This is a genomic window from Brevibacillus parabrevis (assembly GCF_022701015.1).
GTDB lineage: Bacteria > Bacillota > Bacilli > Brevibacillales > Brevibacillaceae > Brevibacillus > Brevibacillus parabrevis.
The window spans coordinates 2,930,396-2,950,226 of record NZ_CP064090.1; the positions used below are offsets into that span (position 1 = coordinate 2,930,396).

Genomic DNA, 19,831 nt, shown 5'->3' on the forward strand with positions numbered 1-19,831 from the left:
GTTCGCCATTATATAATCAATAAACAAAATCTACTTCAGAAGGTTCAGAAAGGATGAACATCTTGAGAGAGCATGTTTCAGCGACGATATGGACCGGGCGGACAGACCATCCTACGCAAAGAAGCCATTTTCGCTACCATCAAGTGGTGGAACAGATCGAACTAACGCACTTGCAGGCAACGCCAGGCAGGGCTTGCGCGATTGTCGGCTTTGAATGCGATGAAGGCGTACGCCGCAACCAAGGGCGAGTCGGGGCGGCAAAAGCGCCAAGCGCGATTCGGCAAGCGCTTGCAAGCCTGCCGTGGAGGCAAAGCGAAAGCAGCCGTCTCCTGGATGTGGGAAATGTCGCTTGCCCGCATGAACGACTGGAAGAGGCGCAGCAGGAATTGGGGCAAGCGGTAGCGGCGATACTGGCAAAATCAGCAACACCGATCATTTTGGGCGGAGGACATGAGACTTTGTACGGACATTATGCAGGTGTCCGTAGCCATATCGGAACAGAAGCATCGCTTGGCATCATCAATATCGACGCTCATTTTGACTTGCGGGCCTACGATAGGCAGCCTTCATCCGGGACGATGTTTCGACAAATTTTGGAGCAAGACCCGAACAGCGACTACTTTGTGCTCGGAATCCAGCGGTTTGGCAATACGCAGGAACTGTTCGACAAAGCGGACGAGCTGGGCGTCCGCTATATTTTGGAAGAAGAGATGGCGGAAGCGGGGATGGCGGACATCGTGTCCCAGCTTAACGCTTTTATGGAAGAACGCGATGCGATCATGCTCACACTGTGCACGGATGTGCTGAGTGCAGCAAGCGCTCCCGGAGTGAGTGCCCCATCGCCTTTTGGCTTGACGCCTTTGATCGTCCGCAGTTTAATTCGTACCGTTGCCGCTCATAAGAAAACGCTTTCTTTCGATATTTGTGAAGTGAATCCGCTGTTGGATGAAAACGGGAAAACGGTGAAGCTAGGTGCTTATTTGACGAACGAGGCCATCGCGGGATTTTTAGGAGGAGACAACAATGACACTCGCACTTAATCAGGTCAGTACCATTTTTCTGTCTGTCGCTTTGCTCGTTTTGGGAAGCTTTCTGGTGAAAAAAGCAAGCTTGCTGCAACGATTTTGCATTCCGGCGCCCGTGGTCGGCGGGCTGTTGTTTGCGATTGTCGCTACAGTGTTGAAAGCGAGCGGGGCAGTGGAGATTTCCCTGGACACGTCTTTGCAAAGCTTGTTCATGCTCACGTTTTTCACCACGGTGGGACTGGGAGCGAGTTTCAAGCTGATCAAGCTGGGCGGGAAGCTGCTCGTCATTTACTGGATTGCCTGTGGCTTTTTGGCTTTGGCGCAAAATGTGATCGGTGTTTCGCTGGCCTCGCTGTTCGGTATTCACCCGCTCATCGGCATGATGGCTGGCGCCGTTTCCATGGAAGGCGGTCACGGTGCTGCGACGGCTTTTGGTCAAACGGTGGAAGATTTGGGGATTCCATCTGCACTCGCGATCGGGATTGCTGCCGCTACGTTCGGTCTTGTAGCCGGGGGATTGGTCGGCGGGCCGACCGTGAAGTATTTGATTGCGAAGCACAATCTGAAGCCGACGGAAGTGGAGGACACAGCGAAAAACGTGGAAGAGGCGGCGCAGCCTATCGCCACGAACGCTTTTTTCACGCAAGTATTGCTGATCACGTTTTGTATGGCGGTGGGCACATACTTGGGCGGACTGTTTTCCACGGCGACAGGATTTGTTTTGCCTGGTTATGTGGGAGCGATGTTCGTTGCTGTCATCGTTCGCAATGTCGTTGACAAATTCAAACCGGATGCGATTGATATGAAAAGCATCAATCTGATCAGCGATGTGACACTCGGAATCTTTTTGTCCATGGCGCTGATGAGCATCAAGCTGTGGGAAGTAGCTGCCCTGGCGCTTCCGATGCTGGTGATCGTGTTCGTGCAAGTGGTCTTCATCGTCTTGTTCGGCATCTTCGTTTTGTTCCGTTTGCTCGGCAAAAACTACGATGCGGCTGTGATGGTGGCAGGCTTTACGGGTCATGGCCTCGGTGCCACGCCGAATGCGATGGCGAATATGGCGGCAGTGACGGAGCGCTTCGGCCCATCGCGAAAAGCTTATCTGGTCGTGCCGATTGTCGGGGCCTTCCTGATCGACGTGTTTGCGATGCCGATTATTATTACGACGATAAACTTGTTGAAGTAAGACGAGAAAATCCCTGTCCATGGTGTGATCCGCGGACAGGGATTTTTACGTGGGGCTTGCTTATTGCAGCAGCATCAACCGTTTGCGCTTGTGAAAGCGGGAAATACCCGTTGGTAGCGCATGCTTTGCTCGCCGACGACGTAGTAAAAGAGGTTGACGGCTCGGCATGCGTAATTGTAGCACTGAGCTCGGGCGCTCAGGTACAGCTGCTTTTCCTCTCCCCCCTCCACTTTGTTCAAAAGCCTCACCTCAGCGATTGTGCCAAACGTAGATGAGTTTCCGACCGGGCGAATGTGCACGTTTATTTTGATGGCTTGATTGCAGGAAAAACATTTTGGAGCATCCGTGAATTTCACGAACAATCCCCCCTCGATTCGTTTTGAAACAGTATACAATTCATCCTTTTTTTCTCAAATAGTTCCAAAGAAGCAGTTCGGTTTGCAAGCCAGCCGATTCTTGAACAATCCGTGACCAATGCGGTTCTTGTGTTGAAAGAAATTGGAAGTTGATATACATTTGTATCGAATGATAGATAAAACTATCAAAAACAAGCATGAATGTGCGAGCATGAGAAAGTAGGGCTGCTGAGTGAACCATTCCCGATCTGCCATAAAAGAAGCGCGGCTTCGCGCCATTTTGGATGCCGCTACCGAGTTGTTGATTCAAAAGCCGACAGCGTCGCTGAACGAAATCGCCGAATATGCGGGGATTGGCATCGCTACGCTGCATCGGTACATCGAGAGCAGGGAGCAACTGATGCTTCAGTTGGGGCTGCGTGCCCTTCAAGTTGTGGGGGAGAGCATGCGACAAATCCCGCTCGATGAGGAAAAGCTGGAGGACTACATCCCGGCGCTGATCGAGGCGCTGATTCCGCTTGGCGACAAAATTTACTTCCTGACGCACGACGCGACGCTTTATTACAGCGAGGAAATTATCGCGGCCGAGCACAAGCTCAAAGAGCCGGTTTGCTACGCGATCCGCCTGTTGCAGGAAAAAGGGATCGTGCGCCAGGACATGAGCGTGGATTGGGTCTGGAATGCGCTGTACATGCTTGTTTTCATTGCGTGGCAGCAGGTGCAGGATGGGCGTCTCGCCAAAAGGCCGGCAGCGCAACTGGTCACGGATACATTGTTTCACGGGGTAAGCGCCAGGTAACGAAGTCATCGCCGTCCGGCAGGAAGCAAGGCCATTTCATTGCGAGAGGATGTTGCATGTGAGCGAAGCAGTCATGATTCCGCAACCGAAAACGTACGGTCCACTTGGCAATTTGCCGTCTATCGACCAAAGTCAACCGATTTTGTCCATGGGCGATCTGGCGAAGGAATACGGCCCGATCTACCGTCTTACGCTTCCCGGTTTCACTACTTTGATCGTCACAGGGCACAAGCTGGTGGCAGAAGTATGTGACATTACCCGCTTTGACAAGGAAGTCAGCGGAGTGCTGGAAAATGTGCGCGTATTTGCAGGGGATGGCTTGTTTACGAGCCGGACAACCGAGCCGAACTGGCGAAAGGCACACAACATTTTGCTGCCGACGTTCAGCCAGCAAGCGATGAAGGGCTACCACGACATGATGGTCGATATCGCTTCGCAACTGGTGCAAAAGTGGGCGCGACTCAATCCAAATGAAACGATTGACGTGGCCGACGACATGACCCGGCTCACCCTCGACACGATCGGGATATGCGGCTTTAACTACCGCTTCAACAGTTTTTACAAAGAAAAGCACAGCCCGTTTATCGAGAGCATGGTGCGCGCGCTGAACGAAGCGATGCACAAAAGCTCGCGGCTCGCGATCCAGAATATGTTGATGGTGAAGACGCGCCAGCAGTTCCAGGAAGATATCCAGACGATGTTTTCCTTGGTCGACAAAATCATCGAGGAAAGAAAGCGGAACGGAGATCGCGGTGAAGCCGATTTGCTGGCACGCATGCTCCATGGCAAAGATCCGGAGACAGGCGAAGGGCTGGACGACGAGAATATTCGTTACCAGATCATTACGTTTTTGATCGCCGGACACGAGACGACGAGCGGACTGCTTTCCTTTGCGCTGTACTACTTGCTGAAAAACGAGAGCGTGCTGCAAAAGGCATACGAGGAAGTGGATCGGGTGATGACGACGCCGATCCCGCAATACGAGCAAGTGCAAAAGCTCAAATACATCCGGCTGGTGCTGAACGAAGCTTTGCGCCTGTGGCCGACCGCGCCCGGATTCGATTTGTTCGCCAGGGAAGATACGGTAATCGGCGGGATGTATCCGGTCAAAAAAGGTGAGACGGTCAGCGTCATTTTGCCGCAGCTTCATCGGGACAAGGATGCGTGGGGCGAGGATGCGGAAGAGTTTCGTCCCGAGCGGTTCAGCGATCCGGCAAAAGTGCCGCATCATGCCTACAAGCCGTTTGGAAACGGCGAGCGTGCGTGCATCGGCATGCAGTTTGCGCTGTATGAGGCGACGCTCGTGCTCGGGATGATTTTGCAAAATTTCCGGTTGGTCGACTACGCCAACTACCAGTTGAAAGTAGCGCAGACGCTCACGATCAAGCCGGATGGCTTTACGATTCGCGTCCGGCAGCGCACAGACAGAAGCGCAGTGAGCGTACCTGCTGACAAGCACCGCGAGCAGGCAAAAGGAAACGCACAAGCTCCCGTGAAGCCGCAAGCAGCGAAAACGCCAGTAGGTGCCACGGCCATTCCGCTGCTCGTCCTGTACGGATCGAATCTCGGAACGGCCGAAGGCAAAGCGCGTGAGCTGGCGGATGCGGCGCGCCAGTACGGTTTTGCCAGTGAAGTAGGCGTTCTCAACGACTGGGCGGGAAAGCTGCCGACAAAAGGAGCTGTTCTGATCGTAACCGCGTCCTACAACGGCAGGCCTCCGCGAAATGCGGCCAGCTTCGTCAAATGGCTGGAGCAGGTGCAGCCGGGGGAGCTTGCGGGCGTGCAGTTCGCTGTGCTCGGATGCGGAGATCGGAACTGGTCGAATACGTATCAAAGTGTCCCTGTGTTCATTGACGAGCAGCTCGCGAAAAAGGGCGGCACGCGACTGTCCGGGCGCGGGGAAGCCGATGCGGGCGGAGATTTTGAAAAACAGGTGGACGACTGGCGCGAGACGATGTGGAACGACTTGACGGACGCTTTCGGCCTGCATCGGGAAGAGCAGGCAGAAGGCGAGCAGACGGAGCTGCAAGTCCAGTTTGTGGCAGGACATCCAACCGTTCCGCTGGCGGAAGCGTATGATTGCGTCCAGGCGACTGTGCTGGCGAACCGCGAACTGCAACAGCCAGGCAGCGGTCGCAGCACGCGGCACATCGAGCTTGCCTTGCCAGCGGGAGTCATCTATCAGGAGGGCGACCACATCGGCATCTTGCCGAACAATCGTCCGGAGATCGTCGAGCGGATTTTGCGCCGATTCCGTTTGCAAGGCACGGAGCAGTTGATTTTGCGCGTTCACGGGCGAAGCGCCGTCCATCTCCCTTTGGATCGTCCCGTCAGCTTGCGCGATCTGCTGTTGACGAGCGTCGAGGTGCAGGAAGCAGCTACCCGCGCCCAGTTGCGAGCGCTGGCCGCCTGCACGGTGTGCCCTCCGCACAAGCGGGAGCTGGAAGCGCTGCTGGACGAGACGGTCTACGCCGAGCAAGTGTTGAAAAAACGGCTCACGATGCTCGAATTGCTCGAAAAGTACGAGGCTTGCGAATTGCCTTTTGCCAAGTTCCTGGACCTGCTGCCGCCGCTAAGGCCCAGGTATTACTCGATCTCCAGCTCTCCGATGCACTGGGAAGATCAGGCCAGCTTGACAGTGGCAGTAGTGAACGGGCCTGCCTGGAGCGGCCAGGGGCAATACCACGGAGTAGCTTCTACCTTTTTGGCAGAGCGCAGCGCCGGGGAAAAAATATGGATGTTCGTCCGTACTCCCGAGTCGGGCTTCCAGTTGCCAGAAAATCCGCTGCTGCCGATCGTCATGGTCGGGCCGGGAACCGGGATCGCACCGTTTCGCGGGTTTTTGCAAGCGAGAGCTGCTTTGAAAGAACAAGGAGTGCCGCTTGGCGAAGCCCACCTTTATTTTGGCTGCCGAAACGAACTGGACTTTTTGTACCGCGAGGAGCTGGAGCAATACCAAAGAGACGGCATCGTCACCTTGCATACGGCTTTTTCCCGCTCTCCCGGCATGGTCAAAACGTACGTCCAGCACCTGCTCGAACAAGATGACGTGTACTTGGTCGACTTGCTCGATAACAGAGGGCGCTTGTATGTGTGCGGGGATGGTACGCACATGGCGCCGGATGTGGAAGCGACTGTGTTGCGGATTTACCAGCGCGTCCGTGGCGCGGACCCGGCGGAGGCGCAAGCGTGGCTTGAGCAGCTGCAAGCGGAAGGCCGATACGCCAAAGATGTCTGGTCGCGGACGTAAACGAGTCGTTGCGGCCAGGAGCTTTGGGGGAAGGCAAAAGCATAAAAACCGACCTGTCGTTAAAACTGGGTCGGTTTTTTCGTGTTTACGTTTGCCGGGCGGTCAACTGGCTGGTCGCCACTGCTTTTGCTTTCGTTTTGCCATATGAAAACAGAAAACATCCCGCAATCACGATGCTGCTGCCCACTCCTTGAATCCACGTCATCTGCTCGCCGAGAAACAGGAACGCCAAGATTGAAGTGAAGATCGGATTGAAATTGAGGAAAAGGCCGGAAGTAGTCGCGCCGAGCTTTTGCACTCCGATGTTCCACAGCACCATGCACACGACCGTGGAGATGACCCCGGTATACAGAAGCGAGCCGACAAACGAGCCATTCCAATCAGATACGGCGAAGTCAGCCAGGTTAAAAGGCAGGAGGATCACCAGGCCGAAAACAGCCGAGTAAAGAATCGACATCATCGGAGTCGTCTTCGTCATGGCCCATTTGCTGCAAATCGAGTACACGCCCCAGACGCCAACAGCGGCCAGCATCCACAAATCACCCGAGTTGAACCGCAGGGAGAGCAAGTAGTCGGCATTGCCTTTGGACAAGACGAGCAGCACGCCTGCGAGCAAGAAAACCATGCAGCCGATTTGGAACATGTTGATTCGTTCCTTCAGAAAGAGAAAAGAAAACAGCGCAATCGAGATCATGTTTAACGTCGAAATCAGTCCGACATTCGTCGCAGTTGTCCTCTCCAGCGCAAGAAATTGAAACAGATTGAAGAGGACGACACCTGTAACGCCCATCAGTACGAGCGGCAGCACGGCTGCTTTTGGCGGCAAAAGCTTTTTTTCCTTCCACCAGACCATTGGCAACAGACACACGATCGCAATCAGCCAGCGCAGGCTGGTCAACGTAAGCGGGGAAGCGTGCCCGACGAGCGATTTTCCCAGGACGAAGTTTCCGCCCCACAACAGGCTGGTGAGCAATAGCAACAGTACATAACGATTTGGCATAGCAAATAGCCCCTTTTTCATGAACGGTGTCGTTTGGAATCAGCTTGTTAATGAACATAACATTTTTGTTGAACATTCAAAATAAGATTCTGTATAATAAGGAAAATTCGAGATAAAACACACATAAAGTATCTATACAGGAAATTTCATTCGTTACAGACAAGGAATCTTTGGCGTTTTTGGAAGAATGAAAAGAGGGGGGAACCGCATGGAAGCATTTGTAAGCAAGGTGCTGGATCAGGTCGACATTCACATCCTGGATGTGCTGCAAAAAGATGCGACGATCAGCAATGCCGAACTGGCGCGGAGAGTGAGTTTGTCGCCTCCCGCGACGCATACCCGGGTGAAGCGTCTGGAAGCGGAAGGCTATATCAATCGGCAAGTGGCGATTTTGGATCAGGAGAAGCTCGGCTTCGACCTTTTGTGCTTCGTGTTTATCAGCACGAACATTCACCAGGAAAAGGAGCTGGAGACGCTGGAGAGCGCCCTGCGTTCCATGCCGGAGGTGCTGGAATGCCACTGTTTAACCGGGGAGTACGATTACTTGCTCAAGGTCGCCATCAAGGATCGCAAAGGGTTGGACAGCTTCATCCGCAAGCTCAACCGACTGGGCATTTCCCGGTTGCAGACGAACCTGTCGCTGCGAGAGATCAAATCTTCGACCGTCTTGCCGATTGCGGCGGAGGAGCAGGAACAGCCTGACAGCTTGTAGGAAGCTTCGGCTGATTTTTCGCAGAAGTCTGTTGATAAAACAGCCGATTTCCGTAATCATAGAGGGAGAGACAGATGACGAGCAGGAGAAGGGGACCGAGAGAAATGGCAATCAAAGCGGTTTTATTTGATCTGGACGATACGTTACTGTGGGATGAGCGCAGTGTAAAAGAGGCGTTTCAGGCGACTTGCGCGGAAGCTGCCAAGCATTACGAGCTGGACGGGGAACGTCTGGAAGCGGCCGTGCGCCAGGAAGCACGGGCGATGTACGAAGCGTTTGAAGCATTTCCTTTTACGAAAATGATTGGCATTAACCCGTTCGAAGGGCTGTGGGCGCAATTTGCAGAAGGCAAGCAGCAGGAATTTCGCCAACTGCAATCGTTCGTTCCGACGTATCGGAAGGAAGCCTGGACGCGCGGCCTGCGTGCGCTTGGCATAGAAGACGAGGAGCTTGGACACAAACTGGGAGAGCTGTTCGTCGCTGAGCGGAGAAGCCGCCCGATCGTCTATGAAGAAACGTTCGAAGTGCTGGACCAGTTGAAAGCGAAGTACAAGCTGTTGCTGCTCACAAACGGTTCGCCTGACTTGCAAAAGGAAAAGCTGGCTGGCGTGCCAAACCTCGCCGCTTATTTCGACCATATCGTCATCTCCGGCGATTTCGGACGAGGCAAGCCCGCGGCGGAAATTTTTGAACATGCGATGAGCCTGCTGGGCATTACAGCGGAAGAGGGCGTCATGATCGGCGACAAGCTGACGACGGATATTCAAGGCTCGAATGCAGTCGGCATGCGCAACATGTGGATCAATCGGCACGGCGCGACTTTGGCGGGGGATATCGCCCCTGTGCACGAAATCGTGAGCTTGCGCGAGATTCAGACGATTCTCGATACAGTGGAGTAACACGGCTCCATTCACGTGTAAAAGACAAGCCCGCCAAGCGATTTGGCGGGTTTTTTGCCGTGAAGAAGCTGATTTTTTCAAAGCATCCGAAAGTGTGATGTTTATCACCACGCCCAAGTCGCAGCCGCCGTATGATCAAGATGAAGATCAGCCAACACAGAGGAGGAAATGAAGATGTTTTGTTATCAATGTGAGCAAACACCGACGGGCGGCTGCAAGGTAATCGGCGTATGTGGCAAAAACGAGGAATTGGCGAGCATCCAGGACACGATCATTTTTGCCCTGAAAGGGATCGCCGCCTATGCGACACATGCGAGACAATTGGGGTACATCGATCCGGAAGTGGATGGGATCACGCAGGAAGCTTTATATTTCACGCTGACAAACGTTAACTTTAACTTAGAGGAACACTTGCAAATGGCAATGAAAGTCGGGGGCGCAGCCATCAAAGTGATGGAATTGCTGGACAAGGCGCACACAGATCGCTTTGGCATTCCAGAGCCGATTACCGTCTCCCAGAACAAAATCGAGGGACACTGCATCGTTGTGACCGGGCACAATCTGTTTGCGTTGCGGGAACTGTTGGAGCAGACCGCAGGCAAAGGCATCAATATATACACCCACTCGGAGATGCTGCCAGCGCACGGTTATCCCGAACTGAAGAAGTACCCGCATCTGAAAGGCAATATCGGCAAAGCGTGGTTTGACCAACGGAGATTGTTTGAAGAGTTTCCGGGGGCGATCCTGGCGACGACCAACTGTGTGATGCCGATCAAAGGCACTTATGCGGACCGCTTCTTCTCCTACGATATTACGGGGCTTGAGGGCGTGACCAAAATTGAACACGACGATTTTACGCCACTCATCGAACGGGCGCTTGCCTTGCCAAAAGCCCATATCGAATCGGAGCAGACGCTGACGACCGGATTTCATCACGAGACGGTATTGGGAATCGCGCCGGAAATCATCGATGCCGTCAAGGCTGGGCAGATCAAACGCTTTTTCGTCATCGCCGGATGTGATGCGCCAGGCAAAGGCGGCGACTACTATCGGGAATTGGCTACTTCCTTGCCGCCAGAAACCGTCATCCTGACAACTTCCTGTGGCAAGTTCCGCTTCAACGATGTGGATTACGGCGTCGTTCCGGGCACCAATATTCCGCGCTACATCGATCTGGGGCAGTGCAACAATTCCGGTTCTACAGTCAAGATCGCGACAGCGCTGGCGGAAGCGTTTGGCTGCGGGGTCAATGAATTGCCTGTGAGCATCGTCCTCTCCTGGTTTGAGCAAAAGGCCGTCGCAATTTTGCTCGGATTGTTCAGCCTGGGCATTCAAGATATCCGAATTGGTCCCAAGCTGCCGGAGTTTATCCAGCCAGGCGTGCTCACCGTGCTTCAAGATTTGTTCCGGATCAAATTGATTGGCGATGCCCAAGAAGACATGAAAGAAATGCTCGGCGTGCATTAATGGCAGGAAAAGATGGCTGTCCCTTGTGGGGCGGTCATTTTTCTTTGTTTGCCGAAAAAAGGAGGGGGCGCAAGGGGGAAGGTGTGACGTACTTAACAGCGTCTCCCCCTCTTTTCCATTACAGTAGATTTGTGAAAAGAAAAGGGAGGGGAAGCATGATGCCGTTTGGATGTTCCATGGGAATGACTCCGGAAGAAAACGCTCTTTGTGCCGCTTTAACCCAACTGAAAACAGAACACGGTCCGCTCGTGGAAAAAATGGTGGAACTTCAGCGACTTGCCACACAGTTTGTGGCTGCCGACGCGATTCGCAAAGAAGAATTGCTAACGGAACTGCAAACGAACGCAAACGCCTTTATTGCCGAGCTTGAGCCTCACTCCGCGAAGGAAGAGGACGTATTGTTTACGATGATGGCCAAGTATGTCGGGAGGGAGGCGGGGCCTATTGCCGTGATGGAATACGAGCACGAACAGGCGAAACGCTTTCTGAACCGCTTTTTGGAGGATGGCTTCCCTGACTATTTGCAAAGCGCTGTCGAGGTTTTGCTCCAGCATTTTCAAAAAGAAGAGCAAGTGCTGTTTCCCATGGCCCAACAGCTGCTGAATGAAGAGGAAAAGCAGGAGCTTCTGGAAAAAATCGCGCCGCAACACCCAGAGCGCTTGTGAGCACAGCGAAGGCAAGCCCTCTAGTCAACCAGGCTGTGCTCGATGAATTGCTCTTCAAGCGCTTTCAGATCGTGCGCCCAAAACTTGATGACTTCCAGGGCAATCTGGTGTTGAAGCTCCGCCTTGCTTGTCAGCTGGAGAACCACCTTTTTCCGATAGTCGGAATGGATGCTGTAAAACGTACAGTCTGCCTGCTGTCCCTGGATCGACAGCTGCTTGTAATAGGGAAAGCCGCATAGAAAAAAGACATCTTGTATATCGGCAATTGTCATCATCTCATGTCACCTCGAACTCAGTCGTGCCCCAAGCATAGGTCAAGACGAGCTGAATTGACTGTGCGTACGATCACACGGTTCCAAACGATTTTGTGAATGAGCGCGATTGTGATTTTCCTCACAACGAAGCGTCGAGGATGAGGATAAGGTAAAAAGGGGGATGAGCATTGGGAGTTCGGCCTGACACAGAAACATCCTCGTCTGGCCGACTCCGTTTTTTTCCTAACGAAAAGGAGTGGTGATAGATGGTTCGCAAAATTCAGCTACCCTTGCAAACATTCAGCCTCGTTGCTGGATTCATGGTCTGGGTCATCTTGTCTTCTTTGATGCCGTTTATGAAAGAGGAATTGCAATTGTCAGCAGGACAAATCGCCTGGATTACGGCGATACCTGTCTTGCTAGGCTCCTTGTTGCGTATTCCGATTGGCTATTATACGAATCGCTTCGGGGCGAGACTGCTGTTTACCGTCAGCTTTCTTCTGCTGCTCGTGCCTGTGTACTACATAAGTGAAGCACGTTCGGCGGCGGATTTGATGATCGGAGGGTTTTTTCTGGGGATTGGCGGCGCGATCTTCTCGGTAGGCGTGACTTCCTTGCCCAAATATTATCCGAAGGAAAAGCACGGCTTCGTCAACGGCATTTACGGAGTAGGCAATGCCGGGACCGCGCTCTCCACGTTTTTCGCGCCCATCGTGGCGAAGCAGATTGGCTGGTCGGGCACTGTGAAGCTTTATCTGGGGTTGCTCGTGCTGTTTGCACTCCTTAACTTCGTCTGGGGCGACCGTAAAGAAACGCGGGTTAAGACTCCCGTGATGGAGCAGATCAAAGGGGTTTACCGAAATGAAAAGCTGTGGTTTCTCAGCCTGTTTTACTTTATTACGTTTGGCTCGTTCGTCGCTTTTACCGTCTATTTGCCAAACTTTCTCGTCAGCAGCTTCGGGTTGGATAAAATAGACGCGGGCATGCGGACAGCCGGATTCATTGCGCTGGCCACCATCGCCCGGCCGCTGGGAGGCTGGCTCGGAGATCGCTTCAATGCTTTGAAGGTGTTAATGGTGGTCTTTGCCGGACTGAGCTTGTTCGGGGTCGTTCTGTCGTTCTCGCCGTCGTTGCAGCTGTATTCGATCGGGTGCCTGGCGATTGCTGTCTGCGCGGGAATCGGGAACGGGACGATTTTCAAAATGGTTCCGTACTACTTTTCCAAGCAAGCCGGGATCGTCAACGGGATCGTTTCCGCGATGGGCGGGCTTGGCGGATTTTTCCCGCCATTGATTCTCTCGCTATTATTTAGCCTTACAGGTCACTACGCTATCGGGTTCATGGCCTTGTCCGAGGTAGCGTTAGCCAGTCTGATCCTCGTCTTCTGGATGTACTATCAGGAAAAAATGCAGTTGGCCAAAACGATCGTCGACAACACGGGAGAAGCCATCGTCATCACCGATACGAAAGGGATCATCCGCGATGTAAATCCCGCTTTTTCTGCGGTGACGGGCTACGAGCGTCATGAAGTGGTCGGCAAAAATCCGAAGCTGTTAAAATCCGGGATGCAGGAACCTGGCTTCTACCAGCAGATGTGGCAGCAGATTGCCGCCACAGGCTTTTGGCAGGGCGAAATCTGGAACAGGCGCAAGAGCGGCGAGGTTTATCGCCAATGGCTGACGATCAGCTCGATCCGGGATGAAGCGGGAGACGTCCAGTATTACGCAGGCATGTTTACCGAGTTGACACCACAACAGCTTCAACCAGGCAATCCGGCAGTTTCTGCGACCAGCTAGAAAAAAAGGCAGCCATGTTCGCGTGGCTGTCTTTTTTATACAAAAAAACGCTGCACGCGCTCTCCTGCTTGGAGGAGACAAACGGTGCAGCGTTCGTTGTTACATTTGGCAAATTTCCGGCGGGCAATCGTCACAACAGATTGCTTCTTTCAAATACTCCACATCTTTGATCAACAGGTATCCGTGCGGCATGATCTCGATGACATCCAGCTTTTTCAAATCGGCGAGCATCCGGTTGACGCTTTCGCGGGTGAGGCCGATGAATTGGGCAAGATCGCGATTGGTGAGAGAAAGCTTGATGAGAATGCCGTCCTCTCGTTCTTCTCCGTACGTATTGCTCATGCGGATCAGCGTGGAGTAAAAGGCTCCGATTTTGCCGTTCAACAGCAAGTCGCGGAACTTGGATTGGATTCTCCGGTTCATGATGGCCATCCAGCGCAAAAAGTCGACGCAAAACTCACCGTTTTCCAAGAGCAGCTTCTCCAGTGCGCTCCGCTGGATGACGTTGACCTCGCCCGGCTCGTGCATGGTCGCTGTAGACGTATAAGTAACGCCTGACTCAAAAAGCCCGACCATTCCGACCAGCTCGCCTGGCCCAAATACTTGCAAGGTCAATTCCTTGCCGTCGGCTGTCGCTTTGGTCAGCTTGATTTGTCCTGATTCCAGCAAGTACAACTTATCTGCAACTTCCCCATCGATAAACAGGACGGACTCTGTAGGGGACATTTTTTTCTTCGTGCCGATTTGTGCCAATTGATGAACAAAAGCAGGAGAAACCTGCTCAATAAACGTGAGACTTTTCATGAATCGTTGCACCTCTGCTTTCCTTGCCGCTCTGCTCTCGCATAACCTGCTGCCCCATTATAGCACGGAGATTTTGACAAAGGCGTGTCATCTTCTGGGCGATCGCATGCAGGTGTGAGGTATGTCACTTTGGAGCGCCAGCGGCCTTGTTACAATAAAGCCAACGATCGACAAAGCTTTGTACCAGAGGAGGTTGTTCGCATGGAGCGGGCATTTGCGTCCAAAGTGGCCAGAAGGGCTTTCTATACAGTCTGTGTGTTGTTTTTGGCTTCGTACCTAGGTTCTCGTTTTTTTACCCACATGGATTTTGCCTTGTACGGTTACATGGTGGGAACAGTCGTGTTCATCGGCGGGTTTCTTTATCGGTTCTCGGCTTGGGCTGACCGACCGCCAACGAACATTATCCTGAAAAAAGGGTTGCGGCTGTTGCTGCGCAAAAGCACACCGCAAACGGCAGTGGATCATCTGGCGACCTACCGCTTTATCTGGAATCGCGGCTGGTATCGCTGGACCCAGCACATCCTGCTTGGCTGGGGCTGCATTCTCTCGGCACTGGTGACATTTCCGCTCGTCTTCGGCTGGATGTACTTCACCATGGGGGATAACGGCACCTACACCGTCGTCGGGATGGGCATTGATCTTTTGCAAGTCAAAGCGGATGGCTGGATTGCCTTTTTGTTCTACAACGCGCTTAACATTACGGCGTTCATGGTGATCGCAGGAGTGTGCATGGCGCTGTACCGCCGCTTGAAAAACTGGCAGGCCCGTGCGGAGCAAAGTTTTCTGTACGATTTCTTGCCGCTCTATCTGCTTCTGTTCATCAGCATCACCGGCTTGCTTTTGACGGTGAGCAACCTGTTTCTCCACGGCTTCGGCCATCCGGTGATGAGCATGATCCATCAGTTTTCCGTCATCGTCACCTTGATTTATTTGCCCTTTGGCAAGCTGGCGCACATTCCGTTCCGGCCGATGAGCGTCTTCGCCCGCAATTATCGCGAGCATTATGCCGAGCAGGAAATGAAGCATTGCCAGGTGTGCGGAGAGCGGTTTGTGTCCGCCGAGCAGTCTGGTGACGTGATCGATGTCTTGCAGGAAAACCAGATTCGCTTCGAAACGGCAGAAGGCTTCCATCTTGCGGAGTTGTGCCTGCCTTGTCGCAGAAAATATCGCATCTTCCGTTTTACCGGCATTCCTACCCATCACCGATCGGAGAAAGAGGCGAACCAGCATGCAAAAGGATAAATTTTTCAAGGAGATCCAAAACAAGCTCCATCCGGGAGAAAAGCTGGTCAGCACGCATTGCAGCTATTGCGGCATGCAGTGCGGGATGAACCTGCGTGTCGATACGAGAACGAATACGATTATCGGGGTAGAGCCGCGTTACGACTTCCCGGTCAATTTAGGCAAAATGTGCCCAAAAGGGGTTACCGCTTATCAGCAGGTCAACCATCCTGACAGGATCAAAAGGCCGCTCATCCGCCGCAATCCGGCATGGAAAGGAACGGCGGAAGGCTTCGAAGAGGTGTCCTGGGATGAAGCGCTCACTTTCATTGCAAGCCGATTCACGGAATTGCAGGAAGCATACGGCAAAGATACGCTGTCTGTCTACTCCGGAGTTTCGATGACGAACGAAAAGTGTTACTTGACAGGCAAATTCGCCCGCGTGGGGCTGCAAACGCGATATATCGATTACAACGGGCGGTTTTGCATGTCGTCAGCAGCTGCCGGGTTTAACCGCAGCTTTGGCATCGACCGTGGCTCAACCGTCCCGTGGACAGATATTCACCAAACCGATTGTTTGCTGATTGCCGGTTCCAATGCGGCGGAATGCCATCCGACCAGCATGTTTCGGATTTGGGAAGTGCAAAATCGCGGCGGCTACTTGATTGTAGTGGACCCGCGTGAGACACCGCTTGCCCGCCGCGCTGACGTCCACCTCGATTTGCGGCCAGGGACAGACCTCGCATTGGCGAACGGACTGCTGCACCTTTTGATCGAAAATGGCGCTACCGACGAGGCATTTATTCACAATCACACCAATGGCTTTGCCGAAACAAAAGCGTTAGTCGAAATGTATACACCTGAGGTCGTCAGCGAGATTACAGGCATTGCGCAGGAAAAAATCATTCGCGCAGCCGAGATTTACGGCAAGGCACCTGAGGCAATCGTGATGTTTTGTCGGGGTGTCGAACAGCAATCCAAAGGAACGGATAACGTATCGGCCTATACAAATCTGGCGCTTGCGACGGGCAAGATCGGCCGTCCGAAATCAGGCGTGGCGACCTTTACCGGGCAGGGCAACGGCCAGGGAGGACGGGAACACGGTCAAAAGGCAGATCAGTTGCCTGGCTATCGGAAAATGGATAATCCGCAGCACGTGCAGGAAGTGGCTTGCGCCTGGGGGATTCCCGTGGCGGAGATGCCGCAAAAAGGCGTATCTGCCTACGAAATGTTTGAACTGATGCACAACAAGACGATTCGCGGGATGTACTTGCTCTGTTCCAACCCGGCGGTCAGTGCCCCCAATCTGAACTATGTCCGGGAAGCTCTGAAAAGCCTCGATTTTATGGTCTGTTCGGACTTTTACCTGTCGGAATCAGCGGAATATGCGGATGTCGTGCTGCCGACGACGAGCTGGGCGGAGGACGATGGCACCACGACGAATCTGGAAGGGCGCGTCATCCGCCATCGCCAGGCCCAAAGCTGGTATGCCGAGTCCAGGCCGGATTGGTGGATACAGATTGAAATCGCCAAGCGGATGGGCCGCGGTCAATATTTCGAGCATCTGAGCGGGCCGCGTGAAATTTTCGATGAGCTGCGCCGCGTTTCCCAAGGCGGCACCGCTGACTACTACGGAATTACTTACGAGAAAATCGAAGAGCGGCAAGGCGTGTTCTGGCCGTGCAGGGATGAACAAGACCCGGGACAGCCGCATTTGTTTCTCGACAAAACGTTTTACCATCCGGACGGCAAGGCGAAAATTTGTGCGCTGCCTTATCGTCCGCCAGCCGAAGAACCGGATGAAGAGTATCCGCTGCGCCTGACGACAGGCCGCGTCGTCTATCACTACCTGTCAGGGAATCAGACAAGGCGAATCCCGTTTTTGCGTGACATGTACCCGGACCCGCTGTTGGAAGTGCATCCTGATACCGCGCAAAAATACGGAATCGCCCACGGAGAAAAGGTTTTGCTGAAAACAAGACGGGGCGAAGCGGTATACCAGGTAAAAGTCATCGCGGCGATCCGGCCGGATACAGTGTTTGTCCCGTACCACTGGGGCAAGCATGAATCGATCAATTTGCTCACGAACCCTGCCCTTGATCCGTACAGCAAAATGCCGGAATTTAAGGCGTGCGCAGCCGAGATCGTCAAGCTCGAAGAGGAGGAACGGCAGCATGGCTAAACAACTGCTCTACATCGAAATGGACAACTGCATCGGCTGTCGCAGTTGCCTGGCTGCCTGCACGCAATGCGGCGGACACGACAGCCGAAATCGCAACTACGTCATGGATGTCGATCCGATGCAAACGCGTCAGACGATCCCGCTCATGTGCCTGCACTGTGTCAATCCCGCTTGTGCGCGAAGTTGTCCGGCGCAAGCGATCCAAATCGCCGACACTGGTGCAGTGCTCTCGGCGCTCGTGGAGAAGTGCATTGGCTGTCAAAACTGCACGATTGCTTGCCCGTACGGGATTCCCAAGTTTGATCAGGAGCAAAACCTGATGTACAAATGCGATCTGTGCTACGACCGGACCAAAGATGGAATCCCGCCGATGTGCGCTTCGGTTTGTCCGACCAACACGCTCCAGTGGCTAACGGAGAGCGAGCTTGCCGAAAAACAATCCGCGCACCGGCTCGCAGGCGGCAAATGGATCGCCAGTCAAAGCCTGGAGCCGCTGGAGAGCGAGACGAACGTAAAAATCAGTCTGCCCGGTATTTTGCAAGGGGTGCAGAAGCTTTTCTAGTCGAAGGAGGTCTGCAGCATGAACGAAGAGAAACAACCACGATCCGATCGGAATGATACGTATACCCACAACATCGTCAAGTCGAACGAGCGGAGTCTCGATCGGCGGGGCTTTATGAAAACGCTGGTCGGTGCTGCCGGATTGTTCGCCGTCTCCACTCTCCCGTGGGGAGCGATGGCGGCCCAGAAGCTGCTGCATGGGGAAGCAGGTGAGCAGCCGAGGCAAAAAATTGCGGAAGTGGCTGCATTGCGAGCAGGGGATGCCAAGGAATTTGCCTATCCGGGAACGCATGACAGCGCCCTTCTCGTCTGTGTTCGGGAAGGCGAGTACAAAGCTTATCAAAACGCTTGCACCCATCTGAAATGCCCGGTGTTCTGGAGCAAGGAAAATCATGAGCTGCTCTGCCCGTGCCATCATGGCAAATTTGATGTCGAGACAGGAAATCCGCTGGCGGGCCCGCCGCGCCGACCGCTTCCGGAAATCGAGCTGGCGGTTGAACATGGCGTGATATACGCGATTGGGGTGAAGCTGTATGAAGCGTAGCTATCGCGGGGTACTGCTGCTTTGTCTCGTGCTGTTTGCCAACCTGATCTGCACCCAATATACCGTCAACCTGTTTTACTTTGCGCGATATGAAGAAGTGATTGGGCTTTCCGTCGTCAATCTGCTGCTGTTTCCGCTGGCGGTATTTCTTTATCGAAAAGAGGGGCGCAGCCATGAATAAGTTGATGCTCGACCAGCAGCTGTCACAGCTGACAAACGCTCGCATGCGAATCGGCATTACAGACTTGGCGGAAGATGCAGAGCTTCAACCAGCCCCGATCATCGAGAGACATTTGGCGAAATGGGAGTTTACAGAAGAAGGTGAGCATGTTCGCCTGTATTTTAACCATTGCCAGTTTCTCGCTGTTCCGGTTCAAGAAGAAGTTGGATTCGCGCTGGAAAAGGACGCGATCGTGCTCACCGCACTTGATCGCAGGGGAAAACTCAAGTACACGATCACTTTTGCCAAATGAAGTCAACCGTTGCATGATAGGTTGGCTTTTTTTTCCTAGCGTCTTATACTCCAATTGTAAGGGTGTTCACAGCTTGTAAGGCACTTAAAAGAGGTCTTTGAGAAAGCGGCGGGGGAGGGACCCGTATGAACGGTCAACAAACGGATGGAGAAGAGCGGCTTGGTCATTTGTTTTCTTCGGAGCACGCAAGCTTGGAGCAATCGATGGAAAAGCTGAAACAGCTCGTCTATCAAAGCCGAATCATGAGCGCGCAAACGGTGGAAGAGTTTCGGCTGACAATCGCACAGCTGGTGGACAGCTTGCAGGAGCATCACAGACGGGAAGAGGAGCTATTGTTTGTCGCCTTGACGGAGTCGCTGGGGTACACGGCGCAGCCTGTCCAGATGATGATGGAGGAGCACCGCCAGCTTGTCAGCCAGCTGAGCAAATTGCGCGAAGAAACCGTATGTTGCCAATGTGCCGGGCGCGAAACGACGAGACTGCGCGAAGTCACGACGACGCTGTACCGACTTTTGCACGATCATTTTCATAAAGAAGAAAAGCTGCTGTTTCCGATGGCAGAGCATGTGCTGGATCAGGCGAAAAAAGCGGCGATCATGGAAGCCGTGAAAGAAACAGGAAGAGGGGTGTAACAAAG

Annotated in this window: 19 protein-coding genes; 16 read left to right on the forward strand and 3 right to left on the reverse strand. The window is 53.4% G+C overall.

Annotation, left to right across the window (positions count from 1 at the left end; genetic code table 11):
* The first annotated feature begins 53 nt into the window (after window positions 1–53).
* The 4 genes from hutG (at window position 54) to IRJ17_RS14000 (ending at window position 6,616) form a co-directional block, all read left to right on the forward strand.
* A complete protein-coding gene (hutG, locus tag IRJ17_RS13985) occupies window positions 54–1,040 on the forward strand; it encodes a formimidoylglutamase (RefSeq protein WP_242775098.1) in 987 nt (328 codons plus the stop codon).
* Window positions 1,024–2,211 carry a sodium/glutamate symporter gene (gltS, locus tag IRJ17_RS13990; protein WP_173596958.1) on the forward strand — a complete coding sequence of 396 codons (1,188 nt, stop codon included), beginning with the start codon at window positions 1,024–1,026 and terminating at the stop codon, window positions 2,209–2,211. Before hutG ends, gltS begins: the two co-directional genes overlap by 17 nt.
* 588 nt (window positions 2,212–2,799) lie before the next feature.
* The gene (locus tag IRJ17_RS13995; RefSeq protein ID WP_242775100.1) at window positions 2,800–3,366 is read left to right on the forward strand and encodes a TetR/AcrR family transcriptional regulator; all 567 of its coding nucleotides are present in this window, start codon (window positions 2,800–2,802) and stop codon (window positions 3,364–3,366) included.
* A gap of 73 nt (window positions 3,367–3,439) precedes the next feature.
* Window positions 3,440–6,616, forward strand: coding sequence for a bifunctional cytochrome P450/NADPH--P450 reductase (locus IRJ17_RS14000; protein ID WP_242775270.1), 3,177 nt, complete (start codon window positions 3,440–3,442; stop codon window positions 6,614–6,616).
* Window positions 6,617–6,701: 85 nt separating this feature from the next.
* Here IRJ17_RS14000 and IRJ17_RS14005 read toward each other — a convergent pair whose 3' ends face one another.
* Complete coding sequence (locus IRJ17_RS14005) at window positions 6,702–7,616, reverse strand: DMT family transporter (protein ID WP_122964864.1); 915 nt, start codon at window positions 7,614–7,616, stop codon at window positions 6,702–6,704.
* A 208-nt stretch (window positions 7,617–7,824) separates the two neighbouring features.
* Here IRJ17_RS14005 and IRJ17_RS14010 point away from each other — a divergent pair, with 208 nt between their 5' ends.
* From IRJ17_RS14010 to IRJ17_RS14025, 4 genes are all read left to right on the forward strand, one after another.
* Window positions 7,825–8,328, forward strand: a complete 504-nt coding sequence (locus IRJ17_RS14010) for an Lrp/AsnC family transcriptional regulator (protein ID WP_122964865.1) — start codon at window positions 7,825–7,827, stop codon at window positions 8,326–8,328.
* A 104-nt stretch (window positions 8,329–8,432) separates the two neighbouring features.
* Entirely contained in the window at window positions 8,433–9,227 is a 795-nt protein-coding gene (locus IRJ17_RS14015; protein WP_242775102.1) for an HAD family hydrolase, read from the forward strand.
* Between the two features lie 174 nt (window positions 9,228–9,401).
* Entirely contained in the window at window positions 9,402–10,694 is a 1,293-nt protein-coding gene (gene hcp / locus IRJ17_RS14020) for a hydroxylamine reductase (RefSeq protein WP_173596961.1), read from the forward strand.
* 158 nt (window positions 10,695–10,852) lie between these two features.
* Window positions 10,853–11,359, forward strand: coding sequence for a hemerythrin domain-containing protein (locus tag IRJ17_RS14025; RefSeq protein ID WP_371736947.1), 507 nt, complete (start codon window positions 10,853–10,855; stop codon window positions 11,357–11,359).
* Between the two features lie 20 nt (window positions 11,360–11,379).
* Here the strand turns inward: IRJ17_RS14025 and IRJ17_RS14030 are convergent, their stop codons facing one another.
* The gene (locus IRJ17_RS14030) at window positions 11,380–11,634 is read right to left on the reverse strand and encodes a hypothetical protein (RefSeq protein WP_122964868.1); all 255 of its coding nucleotides are present in this window, start codon (window positions 11,632–11,634) and stop codon (window positions 11,380–11,382) included.
* A gap of 245 nt (window positions 11,635–11,879) precedes the next feature.
* On the opposite strand from IRJ17_RS14030, the gene IRJ17_RS14035 reads away from it, so the two are divergent.
* Window positions 11,880–13,409, forward strand: a complete 1,530-nt coding sequence (locus IRJ17_RS14035; protein WP_122964869.1) for a nitrate/nitrite transporter — start codon at window positions 11,880–11,882, stop codon at window positions 13,407–13,409.
* Window positions 13,410–13,508: 99 nt separating this feature from the next.
* Here IRJ17_RS14035 and IRJ17_RS14040 read toward each other — a convergent pair whose 3' ends face one another.
* The gene (locus IRJ17_RS14040) at window positions 13,509–14,213 is read right to left on the reverse strand and encodes a Crp/Fnr family transcriptional regulator (RefSeq protein ID WP_122964870.1); all 705 of its coding nucleotides are present in this window, start codon (window positions 14,211–14,213) and stop codon (window positions 13,509–13,511) included.
* 201 nt (window positions 14,214–14,414) lie between these two features.
* On the opposite strand from IRJ17_RS14040, the gene IRJ17_RS14045 reads away from it, so the two are divergent.
* From IRJ17_RS14045 to IRJ17_RS14075, 7 genes are all read left to right on the forward strand, one after another.
* Window positions 14,415–15,455 carry a hypothetical protein gene (locus IRJ17_RS14045; RefSeq protein ID WP_173596965.1) on the forward strand — a complete coding sequence of 347 codons (1,041 nt, stop codon included), beginning with the start codon at window positions 14,415–14,417 and terminating at the stop codon, window positions 15,453–15,455.
* On the forward strand, window positions 15,442–17,616 hold the full coding sequence (locus IRJ17_RS14050) for a molybdopterin oxidoreductase family protein (protein ID WP_242775104.1): 2,175 nt from the start codon (window positions 15,442–15,444) through the stop codon (window positions 17,614–17,616). Before IRJ17_RS14045 ends, IRJ17_RS14050 begins: the two co-directional genes overlap by 14 nt.
* Entirely contained in the window at window positions 17,609–18,178 is a 570-nt protein-coding gene (locus IRJ17_RS14055) for a 4Fe-4S dicluster domain-containing protein (protein ID WP_122964873.1), read from the forward strand. Before IRJ17_RS14050 ends, IRJ17_RS14055 begins: the two co-directional genes overlap by 8 nt.
* An 18-nt stretch (window positions 18,179–18,196) precedes the next feature.
* Entirely contained in the window at window positions 18,197–18,721 is a 525-nt protein-coding gene (locus IRJ17_RS14060; protein ID WP_242775106.1) for a Rieske (2Fe-2S) protein, read from the forward strand.
* Window positions 18,711–18,902: a hypothetical protein gene (locus tag IRJ17_RS14065; protein WP_122964875.1), complete on the forward strand. Its 192-nt coding sequence runs from the start codon at window positions 18,711–18,713 to the stop codon at window positions 18,900–18,902. Before IRJ17_RS14060 ends, IRJ17_RS14065 begins: the two co-directional genes overlap by 11 nt.
* Entirely contained in the window at window positions 18,895–19,194 is a 300-nt protein-coding gene (locus tag IRJ17_RS14070) for a hypothetical protein (RefSeq protein ID WP_122964876.1), read from the forward strand. Before IRJ17_RS14065 ends, IRJ17_RS14070 begins: the two co-directional genes overlap by 8 nt.
* 125 nt (window positions 19,195–19,319) lie before the next feature.
* A complete protein-coding gene (locus tag IRJ17_RS14075; RefSeq protein WP_122964877.1) occupies window positions 19,320–19,826 on the forward strand; it encodes a hemerythrin domain-containing protein in 507 nt (168 codons plus the stop codon).
* Window positions 19,827–19,831 lie beyond the last annotated feature (5 nt).